Source organism: Phycisphaeraceae bacterium, assembly GCA_020851465.1.
GTDB lineage: Bacteria > Planctomycetota > Phycisphaerae > Phycisphaerales > Phycisphaeraceae > JADZCR01.
Window position 1 is genome coordinate 160,183 of record JADZCR010000006.1, and the last position, 14,650, is coordinate 174,832.

The 14,650-nt window shown below is 56.2% G+C and carries 14 protein-coding genes; 9 read left to right on the forward strand and 5 right to left on the reverse strand.

Annotation, left to right across the window (positions count from 1 at the left end):
- Positions 1 to 38 precede the first annotated feature (38 nt).
- From IT444_07150 to IT444_07170, 5 genes are all read left to right on the forward strand, one after another.
- A complete protein-coding gene (locus tag IT444_07150) occupies positions 39 to 1,046 on the forward strand; it encodes a metallophosphoesterase (GenBank protein MCC7192545.1) in 1,008 nt (335 codons plus the stop codon).
- Between the two features lie 62 nt (positions 1,047 to 1,108).
- On the forward strand, positions 1,109 to 2,998 hold the full coding sequence (gene glmS, locus IT444_07155) for a glutamine--fructose-6-phosphate transaminase (isomerizing) (protein MCC7192546.1): 1,890 nt from the start codon (positions 1,109 to 1,111) through the stop codon (positions 2,996 to 2,998).
- 131 nt (positions 2,999 to 3,129) lie between these two features.
- The gene (locus IT444_07160) at positions 3,130 to 3,657 is read left to right on the forward strand and encodes a hypothetical protein (GenBank protein MCC7192547.1); all 528 of its coding nucleotides are present in this window, start codon (positions 3,130 to 3,132) and stop codon (positions 3,655 to 3,657) included.
- Positions 3,658 to 3,744: 87 nt separating this feature from the next.
- Positions 3,745 to 4,659, forward strand: coding sequence for a TIM barrel protein (locus IT444_07165; protein MCC7192548.1), 915 nt, complete (start codon positions 3,745 to 3,747; stop codon positions 4,657 to 4,659).
- Positions 4,660 to 4,794: 135 nt separating this feature from the next.
- Positions 4,795 to 5,415, forward strand: coding sequence for a hypothetical protein (locus IT444_07170; GenBank protein MCC7192549.1), 621 nt, complete (start codon positions 4,795 to 4,797; stop codon positions 5,413 to 5,415).
- A gap of 50 nt (positions 5,416 to 5,465) precedes the next feature.
- On the opposite strand, the gene IT444_07175 is transcribed toward IT444_07170, so the two are convergent.
- Positions 5,466 to 6,587, reverse strand: coding sequence for a DUF4432 family protein (locus tag IT444_07175; protein ID MCC7192550.1), 1,122 nt, complete (start codon positions 6,585 to 6,587; stop codon positions 5,466 to 5,468).
- Between the two features lie 106 nt (positions 6,588 to 6,693).
- On the opposite strand from IT444_07175, the gene IT444_07180 reads away from it, so the two are divergent.
- From IT444_07180 to IT444_07190, 3 genes are all read left to right on the forward strand, one after another.
- Positions 6,694 to 6,918, forward strand: a complete 225-nt coding sequence (locus IT444_07180; protein ID MCC7192551.1) for a zinc ribbon domain-containing protein — start codon at positions 6,694 to 6,696, stop codon at positions 6,916 to 6,918.
- 106 nt (positions 6,919 to 7,024) lie between these two features.
- Positions 7,025 to 7,429: a YjbQ family protein gene (locus tag IT444_07185; GenBank protein MCC7192552.1), complete on the forward strand. Its 405-nt coding sequence runs from the start codon at positions 7,025 to 7,027 to the stop codon at positions 7,427 to 7,429.
- A gap of 30 nt (positions 7,430 to 7,459) precedes the next feature.
- The gene (locus IT444_07190; protein MCC7192553.1) at positions 7,460 to 8,632 is read left to right on the forward strand and encodes a hypothetical protein; all 1,173 of its coding nucleotides are present in this window, start codon (positions 7,460 to 7,462) and stop codon (positions 8,630 to 8,632) included.
- A gap of 2 nt (positions 8,633 to 8,634) precedes the next feature.
- Here the strand turns inward: IT444_07190 and IT444_07195 are convergent, their stop codons facing one another.
- Entirely contained in the window at positions 8,635 to 9,069 is a 435-nt protein-coding gene (locus tag IT444_07195) for a peptidylprolyl isomerase (protein MCC7192554.1), read from the reverse strand.
- Between the two features lie 206 nt (positions 9,070 to 9,275).
- On the opposite strand from IT444_07195, the gene IT444_07200 reads away from it, so the two are divergent.
- Positions 9,276 to 11,489, forward strand: a complete 2,214-nt coding sequence (locus tag IT444_07200) for a glycoside hydrolase N-terminal domain-containing protein (GenBank protein ID MCC7192555.1) — start codon at positions 9,276 to 9,278, stop codon at positions 11,487 to 11,489.
- Positions 11,490 to 11,720: 231 nt separating this feature from the next.
- Here IT444_07200 and IT444_07205 read toward each other — a convergent pair whose 3' ends face one another.
- From IT444_07205 to IT444_07215, 3 genes are all read right to left on the reverse strand, one after another.
- Entirely contained in the window at positions 11,721 to 12,692 is a 972-nt protein-coding gene (locus tag IT444_07205; protein ID MCC7192556.1) for an ROK family protein, read from the reverse strand.
- Positions 12,693 to 12,818: 126 nt separating this feature from the next.
- Complete coding sequence (gatA, locus tag IT444_07210; protein ID MCC7192557.1) at positions 12,819 to 14,282, reverse strand: Asp-tRNA(Asn)/Glu-tRNA(Gln) amidotransferase subunit GatA; 1,464 nt, start codon at positions 14,280 to 14,282, stop codon at positions 12,819 to 12,821.
- Complete coding sequence (locus IT444_07215) at positions 14,279 to 14,644, reverse strand: hypothetical protein (GenBank protein MCC7192558.1); 366 nt, start codon at positions 14,642 to 14,644, stop codon at positions 14,279 to 14,281. The genes gatA and IT444_07215 overlap by 4 nt, the downstream gene beginning before the upstream one ends.
- Positions 14,645 to 14,650 lie beyond the last annotated feature (6 nt).

Below are 14,650 nucleotides of genomic sequence, written 5' to 3' on the forward strand. Positions count from 1 at the left end.
TTTCTTTCCTGCCATGCCGCTGATCCTACAATGCGCGCATGAGGATCGTGCTCATCGGCGACATCCACGCGTTCCGCCTCATGCACGCTCCATGGGATTTGGCTGGGAAAGCGATCGCGGGACAAACAAACGTCTGGCTGCGACGCCGTCGGGTTTTCGATCTTCGTCTCATGGGACCGGTGACCGAGCGGATTGAGCAGATACAGCCGGATCTCATTCTGCTCAGCGGAGATCTTACGTCGATCGCATCACGCCGCGAGTTTGAACACGTTGCGACGTTTTTGAAACCATTACGGGATCGCTACCGAGTCATCGGCATCCCCGGTAACCACGATCGGTACACGTTCACCGCGATGTTGACTCGTCGGATGGAGCGCGTTTTCCCCGGACTTGTTCCCGCGGCCTTTCCCGATCTGCGCCCGCTTACCGACCGATGGAAACTGCTCTGCATTGATTCTGCCGTTCCTCGCGTGGTTAACTCACGGGGGCGTGTCGGGACGCGCCAGTTGCGGAAGGTGCGAGAGATATTCGCCGCAATCGATCCGCTGGATGGTTTACTCATCCTGTGTCACTACACACTGGGGAAGCCTCCGGGACTGCCGGAATCTCCCAGCAGGCACCGGCTGGAAGATGAGGAGGAATTGCTCAACATTCTCGCGGAGTGTCCCAGTCGCATAATTTTTGTCCATGGTCACGTTCATCGTCCCTGGCTCTGGCACCGGCTTGAGCCATTGCTGAGACATGTGATGGACCTCAATGCTGGAGCACCGTGTCAGGTCGGCAGTGAATTCCCGTTCGGTCAGGGCTTCTGGGAAATTAATCTGGTATCGCCATCGACACGAGCCGACGGAGTGACATTCATTCATCACATCCCACAGCCGCCGGAGCGGGTATCACCTGAGTCGAGATATGTGAGCAGTGATCCCTTGCCGCCGATTTTGTGGGATACGGTACCCGTCGAGCCGATTGGAGGCCGCGCTGACTCCGCCGGAGTCGAAAGCACATGGAATTTTGGGGGTCAAATCACTATTCGATCTGGTCGATAACTAGGAGGTACGTAAACTCGACTCGGAACAGGGACGGATAGACAGGCCGGAGGGACAATCACATGTGCGGCATTGTGGCATACGTCGGTAATCGGAATGTCGGTCCACTTTTGATTGAAGGTTTGAAGCGACTGGAATACCGCGGGTATGACTCGTCAGGTGTGGCGATCATGACCAGGGACGGCATCCAGATTGGTAAAGCGGTAGGGCGGGTCAGTGTCCTTGAAGAGTTGCTCGAACGCACTGGCGGGGAATCGACATTTGCGGGACACCTTGGCATCGCCCACACTCGCTGGGCGACGCATGGCCCGCCAACAGAGGCGAACGCCCATCCCCACACCGGCCGTACTAAACAAAATCACACGGTCGCGGTCGTTCACAACGGCATCATCGAAAACTACGCAACCCTGAAAAAGTATCTCACCGAGAAGGGGCACGTATTCACCTCGCAGACCGATACCGAAGTCATATCAAAACTCATCGCTGAGCTTTACGAAGGTGATCTGGAAAAAGCGACACAAGCGGCACTGCGGGAGATTACAGGCGCTTACGCGATAGCGGTAATCACTGATAACGAACCACATACGCTGATCTGCGCACGCAAAGGTTCACCATTGATTATCGGCATCGCAGAGCAGAGCTATGTCGTGGCTTCCGATGCTTCAGCCATCGTTTCACACACGACGCAGGTCATTACGCTCGATGATTACCAGGTAGCGAAACTCTGCGCCGGCCCGACGGACAAACACAGTCCCAGTGGAGGGCCTTGGTCAGTCGAGTTCAAGACAACAACGATCGACAATGTAAGGGTTACCCGACAGATTCAGGAGCTTGAGCTTGATCTCCAGCAGATCGAATTGGGCATTTACCCGCACTACATGCTCAAGGAAATCATGGAGCAGCCGGAATCAATGCGCAACTGTCTGCGCGGCAGGATTGACCGACGTGAATCGCGTGTGGTGCTCGGTGGGTTGAACAAGTTCACGCGCGATCTCGTTCGCGCCAAGCGGTTTCTCCTCACCGGTCAGGGCACCGCCTATCACGCTGCCCGGATCGGAGAGTATTTGTTTGAAGACCTCGCAAAGGTTCCCGCCCGTGCGGAATATGCCAGCGAGTTTCGTTATCGCAACCCGATCATCGAAGACGGCTCCGTTGTGATTGCGGTAAGTCAGTCCGGCGAAACTGCCGACACATTGGCTGCCCTTCGTGAAGCCAAGGAACGCGGAGCGCTGGCACTGGGCGCGGTAAATGTCGTTGGCTCGACGATCTCACGCGAAACAGATGCAGGCGTGTACCTGCACGTCGGGCCGGAAATCGGCGTCGCATCCACCAAGGCTTTCGTAGGACAGGTTGCCGTTCTGACGCTGCTGGCGTTGTATATTGGCAAGAGGCGATATCTGGCCGATGAGGTGGTCAAAACCTATCTCGCTGATCTTGAAAAACTCCCGGAACATATCTCGCGTGTATTGGAGCAGAGTGACCACATCAAAAAGTGCGTCGAGCGTCATGTCCACCGTGACAACTGGCTGTTCCTTGGTCGCGGCTACAACTATCCCGTAGCTCTCGAAGGCGCGCTTAAACTCAAGGAGATCTCCTACATCCATGCCGAGGGGATGCCTGCCGCCGAGATGAAACATGGCCCGATTGCACTAATCGACGACGGCATGCCGGTGGTCTTTATCGCTCCGCAGGGTAGCCAGTACGACAAGGTTGTGTCGAATATCGAAGAGGTTCGCGCCCGTGGCGGGAAAGTGATTGCCGTCGCAACCGAGGGTGACACACACATCGAGAGGTATGCGGATTCAGTGGTTCACATCCCCGCAGTACCCGAAGCACTTCAGCCTCTTGTCAGTGTGATACCGTTGCAACTGGTCGCTTACCACGCGGCAGTTTTGCGCGGTCACGACGTGGATAAACCGCGCAACCTGGCCAAGAGCGTTACGGTCGAATGATTCACTGCTCGTCTGTGGCTCAAAATATCCGCGACCGACAGTTCACTTATTTTTACTTTGCAAACACGGCGGATATTTCATCCTTCCCTCAAACCCGCTGTTACAATGCCACAGCACACAGGGGAATCGTCATGCTACATCGCGTTGTCGTGTTGTTGATCGGTCTATTTACTGCGACCTCGTTGTCTGGTTGCGCCACGTGGGTGAATATCCCGCCTCATGCGGGTGATGCAGCAATCCACGATCCAAATGAAGAAACTGTGCGTCATGTTGAAGTTGCCGCTCTTCGTGCTGCGCTGGCGGATAAGCCTGCCGATCAGGATGTTCAGATCGTCCTTCCACCGGGTACGTTACCTCTCACCTATGACACGATTTTGCCGCGCATCAGCCCGTCAGCCATGTGGTCAAGCCGTGGTATATCCGAGGGCATGACCGTCGTGGAAGTAAAGGAAATCCGCATTCGCGGGTCGCAGGCTGCGGTAGATGTCATTCGGCCATGGGATTACAAGGTGCCGGAGTCGGGACGCCAACTCATGACCGTAGATATGGGGTGGGATCCGGTATCTAAGTGGCAGGTCAAGCGCGTGGTGTCGTGGCATACAAGCGTGGAGAAGGCGTTGCAGAAACGCCCGAACGGACCTGTCGAAATTCAACGCTAGAACTCGTCTTACTCATCAATCCCTGTCATCAGCGGATGTGCCCAAAGCACTGGGATTTTTGACGGAAATAGTCATTGATCTTTCTTTATGACCACCATAGCACTCAAATCCTGCACGACATCCTGGCCGCTCAGCGGCTTTGCGGACGAGGCAGGAGAAGCTTCGGATGTCCAGATCACTGTTATCAAGCGGGCGGGGTTCAGGCATATTGATCTCCGCGGGATCGATGGCCACAACATCTCACAGCTTCCGCTGAACAAGGCGGAAGATATTCAACGGAAACTCGCCGCTGCCAATATCAGTGTGGCGATGTTTGGCTCTCCGATTGGAAAAATCGACATCACGGATGACATGCAAATGGATCTTGCAAAGCTCACCCATCTGGGAAAGCTTTCCGAGATATTCAGCTGTAAAGCGGTACGGATATTCAGCTACTTCAATAAAACCAACCGGCCGTTAGCCGAATGGCAGAGTGAAAGTTTGACGCGGCTCAAAATGTTGCGAGAGCTTGCGGAAGAACTCGGTTTGGTGCTCTATCACGAGAATGAAAGCCACATCTTTGGTGACACGTCGAAAAATGTCCGAGTCATCGCCCGTGAAATTCGCGGAGATGCAAAGCCCGGCGAGGCTGGCGCATTTCGGATGATTTTCGATTTCGATAACTTCAACCGTACGGGTAAGGATGCATGGACAATCTGGCAGGAGCTGCGTGACTACACGGACGCATTCCACTTGAAAGACAGCGATGTAAGCGGCCAGCATGTTCCGGTTGGAGCAGGCGTGGGGCGAGTGCGCGAAATTCTGGCCGATGCGCTTTCGCGTCAATGGCATGGACCGCTCAGCCTTGAGCCGCATCTTCAGCATTCCGCAGCGGTCATAGCCACCGGCCCAAGCGGTCAGGCTAATCGCAAATATTCCGAAATGACTCCTGCCGATGTCTGGAACCTGGCCGCGGAGGCAGCCAAGCTGATCCTTGGGCAGATTAAAGCACCGGTTGTTTAATTCTCCAGCAGCTACGCGGCGATGATTAGGGCTGACTTCCGTCGGGAAACGGCTTATGCCTTCTTCAGTCGCTCCAGGCAAGTGTTCGATAATATGGGGACTCGTGCGTTACTCGTTCGATCAGGGAGTTTGCCCATGAAACCGTTGCCGTCTCGGTTTGTTTTGATGTTCGCTCTCTCCGTAACAGCCCTTTCACCGCTGGCCTTTGTTGCGCAGGACACGGCTCCCGCCGACAATGATGCGGCCACACAACCCGAAAATTCCTCATCCAGTGACTCTCGTTCAGCGGATGATGTGAAGAATGAGCTGGATGCTCAGCTCAAGAGCAATCCGATCATCGAACCGACTCGCCGTGCGCGGGATAATCGTTCGGGTGAGGGCACACCACCCAGTACCAAGGTTAATCTCGATCCGGCCGTTGTCGGTGTAGCGCCGAGCTTGTCGGGTGCAGGCGGTTCAACCGCGAAGCTCCGTCGAGAAGGGGAGTTCATCGTCAACCGTACAGCAAGGCTCGTCCGCGCAGCGAACGGGTCGCAGGTCACGATTGTTTTTGAATCGGAAAACAAAAGCTCACCCGAAAGCCCGCTGATCGTCTTGCCCAGCCAAACTCTTGAAAACCTTGAAGACGTGCTTCAGGAGCGAGGCGACAATACCCCCTTCGTTGCTTCAGGTGAAGTGACAACCTATCGCGGCGCGAACTACATCCTGCTGACCATGTGGACGCTGACTCACGACAAAGGCAATCTGCAAAAGTAGGACAGCGGAAAGCAATCAGCCGCTCTGTTGGTCAGCGGTCACCTCTGTGTTTATCGATTACCCACCGGGCCGTCCGCGGCAGCGAGGCTTTTCAACTCCTGAGAGGTCGTCAGGGCACGGATTCGCAAGCTGTATTTTCTCGACTCTCCCGGCTCGAGGTACTGCTCTGCCGTCGGGTGGTTATCCTTGGCTTTACCTAAGAGAGACCCTGAAAAAGGTTCGAGGCCGCAGACATACGCTCCAGCCGGCCCGTAATGCTGCCAGCAGGCCAGACGAGGCATAGCCTTGGTCGGGAATTGGAGCTCAACACCCAATCCCAGATTTTCATTGATCAAGCCGATCCGGGCTGCACCTCCGCGCTGCGGTTTAACATCGAGAATAACACCACGTTCGCCGCTTCCCGCGTGTTCGGGTAATACATCGGGCACACGTTTGAGGGCATTCATCTGAGCATCGCTGATTTTGCGGATGATGGAATCCCCGCTGCCGGGCACCTGCCAGTATTCACCTTTCCCGGCAAAAATCAGGCGCGTACCGCGATCCAGCAGCGGATAGCCGAAGTTGCAGTGATAGAGGTAGTGGTGAGCGGTGCGCACATCACCGCGGTTGAGCACTTCATCGTCAATGAAGATCTCCGACTCGCCGAGACGGGCGCGGATGAGTCGCCGTATTTCCAATACCGGCCCAAATACCTGTGCATCACGGATGATGAGCGAAAGCATCATGTCCTCGATGCCTCGATGCGGGTCGGGATTAATCATCATTTCGATGGCAGCGGGCATGTTGGAAAATCGACCGTGCAACGTGGTCTCGATCCCGTCTTCCACTCGCGGGCCGCCCATGTGCTCCGGACCGCAAGTCGTGACCAGTCCGCCTGCCCAACCTCGCAACCATGCCAAGCCGAAGTGATATGCGTGATTCGGCGCGACCAGTCCATTAGGCGAGAGATAGACGAGGCTGTGCTGGTTGAATTTGGCATCGACAATATCTCCGCCTCGGTCGAGTGCCACAGTGAAGCGCAATCCGCTGCCAGTGTCCACAAGGGCAACCCGTCCGCCATGCGGCGAACCGACGCCGGGGCCGTCGAGTGTCGCGGTACGTATTCCGCCGATCTGGTGGACGTACTCAAACTTGGAGGTATCGAAGCGCGAGGGAGAGGTGCGATGAGGCATAGTTTTCTCGTTGAGGGTGTGGGACATAGAATCTAGCATTGTTTGCCGATGAGGAAGTTGCAAGCTTTACCCATACACGCCGCCATTGGTAATCGAGGAGATTCCCATGCCTGTTTACGAATACGAATGTCAGAATTGCAAGAAGGTCACTGAGGTCATCCGCGCCATGCGTGATGCGGATAAACCGCAGGCATGCGAACACTGCGGCAGCGAAAAAACCAAGCGTGCCAAAAGTCTCGTCGCCACCACGGTCGGCGGTTCAGGAGAGCATGTCCATACGGGACCGGGTTGCGGCAGATGCGGAGACCCTCGCGGCTCATGCGGGATGTGACGACAATCGCCCTGAGCCAAAGATATTTTCCAGTTGCGGCGGTCCATCAGAACCGCATTCGACGGTTTTCCATTGACGATCCCGTTACTTTTCCGGTCATTTGGCCATGCACCGTCTCGAAGTCAAAACACAATCGCGCAGCCAGATGGTCGAGATCACCCAGAGCGTGCAGTCGCTGGTGTCCGGCACCCAGCTACATACCGGCTTAGCAACTGTGTACGTCCCGCACACCACCGCGGGCATCACCATCAACGAAAATGCTGATCCAGATGTCGTCCATGATTTCCTGAAGCAACTGGATGCGATGGTGCCCTGGGAGCAGCCTTTTTATCGTCATGGTGAAGGAAACAGTGCAGCTCACGTGAAGGCGTCGATGATGGGGTCAAGCGTGACGGTATTGATCGAAGCAGGCCGACTTCAACTCGGCCGCTGGCAGGGTATCTGGTTCTGCGAGTTCGATGGCCCACGCACGCGCGAGGTATGGGTTCGGACCGACAAGGACACCCGTTGATTTTTCAACAGCGCGCTGACGGAACCACACATGCTGCCGGTGGTATCACTCGATCAATTTCGTCATCGACTCATATTGCTGGAGGAGTGGCTCTGGTGTGAAGGGGCGAGCAAGCTCGGCCTGGCGCGGGCGGAACCCACACCTCAGAGAGTCGCTGAGCGGGTAGAGGCCTTATCCGATCTTTACACAACCGGCCGCGACACCATGCTTGGCGCGATAGATGATCCCGCCCACCTCGTAGCCAAGGTCATGTATTTCCTGATTTCTGACGCGTCGAAAGTGTTTCTGATTCTGCGCGAGCTTTACGAACGCTACGGCAGCAAACCTTACGACTTACTGCGTGTTGTCGATGTTGGCGCGGGTGTAGGAGCTACGTCGGCAGGGCTGCTTCTCTCTCTGGACCCTACGAAGGTTCAGGCAGTTCGTCTTCATGGATTCGATGCCGACGAGCGGGCTTTGCGAATGTGGAAGGTGATCGTTCGTGAAGTTGCGAAATTAGCCGGTATCGCTCTGGAGAGTGAATCGCAGGTGACAGACTTGACCCAATCCTCGGAAGTTTCAACAACATGGTCATTTGATCTGTGTCTGGCTCAGGCTGTGGTCAATGAGTTGCCGTTCGCCGCAGCGGAGGCGGATCGGCTTCGAACGGACTGGATACTGAATTGGGCGACACGAGGCCCGACCATCGTGATTGAGCCAGCCCTCCGAGAGACTACGAGGAAACTTCACGCCGCACGCGACAGGATTCTCGCCGATGGCCGTGCTGTCGTTCTGGCTCCGTGTCTTCATCAGGAACGTTGCCCGATGCTCGCAGCGGGTGACCGTGACTGGTGCCACGAGATGCGACAATGGAATCCAACGCCTCGCGTGGCCAAGGTTCAGGCTCTCACACGACGGCGCGATGAACGAACCAAATACTCCTTCATCGTGATGGTGCCCCGTCAGAATTCCCCTCCGCTCCATCCGTGGGAAGAGCTGTCAGGTCGTCTCGTGAGTGATGCGCTTAACAGCAAGGGCAAAATGGAACGCACCCTCTGCGACAGCGGGGGGCGGTTAGTGCCGCTGCGTCTGTTGGATAGGGATCGCACGCCGAACAATGAGTTGCTGGCCACCGCGGAACGTGGAACGCTCATTCAGATCAACAACACGTCTATGCCACGAGTCAGCCGCGAGGCAAGGGTGACTCCCGTCATCCGTGGCTGACGCTACTTTTCGTCGCTGATCTGAATGCTGTTGATCTTGTCACCCTGTTTGATTTTATTGACCACGTCCTGACCTTCGATCACTTCACCAAACACGCTGTGTTTATTATCCAGCCACGGCGTTGGTTCGTGCGTGATGAAAAACTGGCTGCCGTTGGTGTTGGGGCCGGCATTGGCCATCGAAAGGATGCCGGGTTTGTCATGCTTGAGCGATGGATGGAACTCATCCGCAAACTTATAACCCGGCCCGCCTCGTCCCGTACCTTCGGGGCAACCGCCTTGAATCATGAAGTTCGCGATGACGCGGTGGAAGACCAAGTCATCGTAAAAACCCTCGCCAGCTAGTTTTTCAAAGTTGGCGACGGTCTTGGGAACCTTGTCAGCGTGAAGCTTGACGCGGATTTTTCCCTTGGCGGTGTCGAAGGTGGCTACTTTCATGAGAGACTCCTCTAAAGGTGAGAAATCTTACCGAGTCCCAGCGGCGGCGTCATGGTACAGTGCAAATTTCAGCTGTGACATTGAAATACGAAGCCTGTCCTCGCCTGACATTGCCGACTTTACGATTGAGCTGCATCTTCAAATCGTGATCGTCGATTCGGTAAACTTAGTCATTTGTCACGGCAAATCGCGATTAAGGAAAGCACATGCTAGACCTGCACCTGACTGCTCCGATCGATCGGTGGGATGAAGCGATTCCGCTGGGTAACGGTCTGATGGGCACGCTGCTCTGGGGAGCGAAAAATCAAATCAAACTTTCGCTCGACCGCGGCGATATGTGGGATCTGCGTCCAATCCCCACGTTTGAGGAGCCGGATTGGAACTGGGCGACGCTCAAGCGGCTCGTCAAGGAGAAAAATCACGCGGAGATCGTGCGCCGGTTCGATGAGCCTTACAACGGTCCCTATCCGACGAAGATTCCCGCGGGCCGAATCGAGATTACACTCGGCAGAGGCGTTGGGCTGGAATCCTTCAACCTGGATTTGGCACGGGCAATCGGATCATCGAGATGGAAGGGTGGTGCTGCGCAAGTTTTTTGCAGCGCAACCGCCTCGGTAGGGATGGTGTTGCTGACGGGAAAGGGTGCTGCAGCCGCGAAAGTGCGGGTGGTACCGGCTGCCTTTGGCGGCAATGTCACCGTGGCACAGAAAAGTTCGCTACAGACCGGCGATCTGGCGGTACTCGGATACCCGCCGCCGGTTGTCGGTCGCTCAGGGACCGTTCAGTGGTCACTTCAGCGCAGCGTGGATTCGTTCGCGTTCGCCATCGTGGTCGCAACGCGCAATGTTGTCGGCGGCCTTCTTGTGGCGTACACCGTTACCTGCACAAATGACGGACCTGATCCCGTCGCCATCGGCAAGGCGCGCGTAGCGGACGCAGTTGCAGCCGGCTTCTCGAAAATGCTCCGTCCTCACGTTGCGTGGTGGAAAAAATTCTGGTCGCAATCCCGCGTCAAGCTTCCTGACAAGGCGATCCAGCAGCACTACGAGATCGTGCAGTATTTCTATGGCAGTGCGTCGCGTCGTGGTGCTCCACCGATGCCGCTGCAAGGTGTGTGGACTGCCGACGAAGGCAAGCTCCCGCCTTGGAAGGGGGATTATCACCACGATCTCAACACGCAATTGACCTATTGGGCGTATCTGCAATCCGGGCACTGGGAGGAGGGGTTGTGCTTCCTCGATTTTCTGTGGGATCTCTTGCCGCGAGGCCGAAAGTTTGCGAAGGAATTTTACGGCACCCCCGGAGCTATTTTGCCCGGGGTCGCAGCTCTGGACGGACAGCCGCTGGGTGGCTGGGCGCAGTACACGGTGGTCCCGATCAACTCCGCATGGCTGGCGCACGCCTTTTATCTGCACTGGCGTTACACGATGGACCAGGAGTTTCTCCGCAGCCGTGCTTATCCATGGTGTGCGGAGGTTGGTACCGCACTGGCTGCCATGCTCGAACCCGACGCAAACGAAAAACTCAAACTACCGCTCTCCGCTTCACCGGAAGTACACGACAACACGCTCAAGGCATGGATGACACCTAACACCACGTATGACTTGTCCCTGCTGCGCTGGCTTTTTGGAGCCTTGGTGGAAATGGCGCGGGAGATTGAGGACGATGCTGCTGCGACACACTGGAGCAACCTGCTTGCGCAGTTAGATGACTTTGCTGTGGCTGAGGATTGGGGCGGGCCGGCCCTGCGGTTGGCAGTTGATGAGTCCCTGACTGAGTCGCATCGGCACTTCTCGCAACTCATGCCGATTCATCCGCTGGGGACGTTGCACATCGAGGGCAGCGATCACGACCGCGCGGTCATCAAGGGGTCACTCACGCAGATCGACAGGCTCGGCAGCGGCTACTGGTGCGGTTACAGCTTTTCGTGGATGTCATGTATCGCCGCCCGTGCCGAACAAGCGGAAAAGTCACGAACCATGCTGGAAACCTACCTCAAGGCCTGCACTTCGAGGAATGGGTTTCATCTCAACGGTGATTACAAAAATCTCGGCGTGTCCGCGTTCAAGTATCGCCCATTCACGCTGGAAGGAAACTTTGCTGCAGCGCAGGCGGTTCATGAGATGCTGCTTCAAAGCTGGGGTGGAACGGTTCGCGTATTTCCGTGTGTCTCGGAAAGTTGGCGTGATGTTTCATTCGACAATCTTTGCGCGGAAGGTGCCATGCGAGTGTCAGCCGTACGACGCGATGGTAAGACTTCCTCGGTGCGAGTAACAGCACACGCAGATACGACGCTGCGGCTTCGTGATCCGTTTGTGGGAAACAAAGTGAAATGGAGTCAGCGCGGCGTAGCTCGCCAGGGAAGTGACTGGATTATCTCGCTGCGTGCCGGCCAGACTGTGGAAGCAATACGAATGTAAACCGACTTAGCCGGTTGCGATAATGGCAACGAGTGGGAGGTTTAGGCAAAATAAAAAACCCCGCTGCCGCCGAAGCGACAACGGGGCGGAGGGGAGAAAGCAAGGTAGTAGTTAGAGAATCGGAATCCTCGACTTAAAAACTCCAATTATTCTGACCATTCTAGGCAAGGTTTCAAGTCCTTTTTTCACTAAGTTAACATTTTTTTTGATACCGGTGCATTCCGAGGTCGTTTAAGCCAGCCTTTCCCGTGCTAATAACGCTGCTCCGATGCAACCAGCATGATCTCCGAGTTTGCTGGGTAAAATCCGGCATTGAGTTAAATCCGGTGGAAAAACTGTCGCCTCGAAGCTCTGCCGGACCCATTCCACCCATCGTTTGTCCAATGCTTCGGTGACCCCGCCCCCCAGGACGACACAGGGTAAGCTCATGACCGTTACAAGGTTAGCGATTGCCACTCCCACATAATGCGCCGCTTTCTGGATCACTTCGACGGTCAGCTTGTCATCCTTGGACATCGCCTCCGCAAGAACCTTTGATCGGACGTTGGCCAAGTCGCCTCCTGCGATCTGGGGTACTTTGCTCGCGTGGTTGGACTGGATTAGTTGAACAATTAACGAAGTGATCGCTGTCCGACTCGCGAGGTTTTCAAGCGTTCTCCGTCCGCGCTGTCCGTCAGCGATCAGCACCGTGTGTCCAATTTCCCCCGCAGTCAGAAAGTGGCCGTGGTAGAGCTTGCCGTCCAGCACGAGTCCTCCGCCGATACCTGTGCCGACGAAGACGCCCAGCACGTCGTCATATCCTTTCGCAGCTCCAGCTTTGTATTCACCCCAAGTGCCAACATTCACATCGTTGTCCAGAGTGACCGGCAACTGATCGAGTTCACGACTCAAGAGTTTGGCGAGCGGGAACTCATTCCATCGCAGGTTGACAGCCGTAAGGACCACACCTTTGCGTATGTCCACGACACCCGGAGCACCGATGCCGATGCCGCCGACTTCATTCGTTTTTACTCCCGCTTCATCCAGCGCATCACGTGCCGTTCTGGCGATGCGTTTGACGACAGATTCGGAGCCTTCATCCGCTTTTGTCTTGCTGCGCGTGGTGGCCAGGAGTTTGTGGTTTTTTCCCAGAACGCCGACCTGGATATTGGTCCCGCCTAGATCTATACCGACGAAGGGACGCTTGTCATTCACTTTGGCCATGACTGCCTCCGTCTGTGTGGATTCCGATACGCAACAACAGCCGAGGTCACGCGGCAGGGCGAGCCAGCCCTTCCGATGGGTTCGTCACTGTGAGTATAACGGTCTGCGTCGCCGGTCAAAGCTGACTCAGAGAGTCGGACGTTCCTTCGCGAGGTCGAGCGACTTTTCCAGAAACTGCGCGATGCGGAACAGTCGTGCTTCATCGAAGACATTGCCGAGTAATTGCAGGCCCAGCGGCATCCTTCCGCCATCCGTTTCGGCGAAGCCGCCGGGTATGCTGATGCCAGGAATGCCAGCGAGATTAGCGTTTACGGTGTAAACATCGTTGAGATACATTTCGAGCGGGTTATCCGTCTTTTCACCGAACTTGAAGGCCGGCCCCGTGGTGGTGGGGCAGAGAATCGCATCACAATTTTCAAAAGCCCGATCAAAGTCTCGTTTGATGAGTCTGCGGACCTTCAGAGCACGCAGGTAATAGGCATCGTAATAGCCGCTCGAAAGCGCGTAGGTGCCCAGCATGATCCGTCGTTTAACTTCGGGGCCGAAACCCTCAGCTCGTGAGCGGGAGTAGAGATCCGCCAGATCGCTCGCCTGTGAGCTGCGATGGCCGTAGCGGATACCGTCATACCGGGCAAGATTGCTGGACGCTTCCGCCGTCGCCACGATGTAGTACGTGGGAATGCCGTACTCGGTGTGCGGCAAGTCCACCTCGACGATCTGTGCGCCGGCTTGCTTATACGCCGCTACAGCCGTCTCGATGGCTTTGGTCAGCGCGGGATGATTGGAGTCGGACAGGTATTGCTTGGCTAGTCCGATCCGAATGCCGCGCTCCATCGGTACTGCCAATGCAGCTGAGTAATCAGGCACCGATACGTCTGCGCTGGTTGAGTCAAGCGGATCATGTCCCGACAGGATCTGGAGCAGTAATGCTGCATCCGCCACGGTGTGAGCGAACGGCCCGATCTGATCGAGACTGCTGGCGAAGGCGACCAGCCCGTATCGACTGACGCGGCCATAGGTCGGTTTGACTCCGACGACACCGCAGAGTGCCGCAGGCTGTCGGATGGAGCCGCCGGTATCGGACCCCAGCGAGCCGGCGCAGAGGTCAGCCGCGAGTGCCGCCGCCGATCCGCCTGACGATCCGCCGGGGACGCAGGCGGTATTCCAAGGATTGCGGCTGGGGCCAAACGCGGAGTTTTCGGTGGATGAGCCCATCGCGAACTCGTCCAGGATGGTTTTACCCAGCACAATCGCGCCTGCATTTTCGAGTCGCTGGACTGCGGTTGCCGTGTAAGGAGCGTGGAAGTTTTCGAGAATCTTTGAAGAACAGGTTGTGCGACCGTAATCGGTACACATGTTGTCCTTGATCGCGATCGGTACGCCTGCGAGCGGGCCGGTGATCTTCCCGGTATCCACCTCGGTTGCCCGCTGCTGCGCTCGCTGGCGATAGGTCTCGTGATAGGCGGTGAGCTTTGGATTCAGGCGGTCGATTCGATCAAAGTAAGCATCGACTGTCGCACGCGCGGAAATCTGCCGCGCAGCGATCGCGTCCCGTGTCTGGATCAAGGTGGTTTTTGTGGGGTCGATCATGTCTGCGAGGGGGGTAACGGTTCGAGATCAATAGGCTCTGTGGGTAACGGCTTCGCTGTTGTATGTACGGACTCCGTGTTGTTCGCTGGGGTAACGGGTTGGGGTGTCACGGTCGACGAAGCGGTACTTGTTGAGGAGGCGTTTTGCACCTGTTTCAGGAATGCTCTGAGCGTGATCGATTGCAGCCAGGCAGCCGATAGCAAAGCTGCACCAGAGGCAATCCCCAGGCCGATGGAGGACTGACTTCGGAACAACGACGTCAATGCGAGGATCAAGCCGACGACAAAAAAATGTTGGGCTTTGATCGACAAGGCGTCGATCGCCTCGACCAGCGGAGTCAGGTTGGGGACTTTGATTTCCATGTCGAA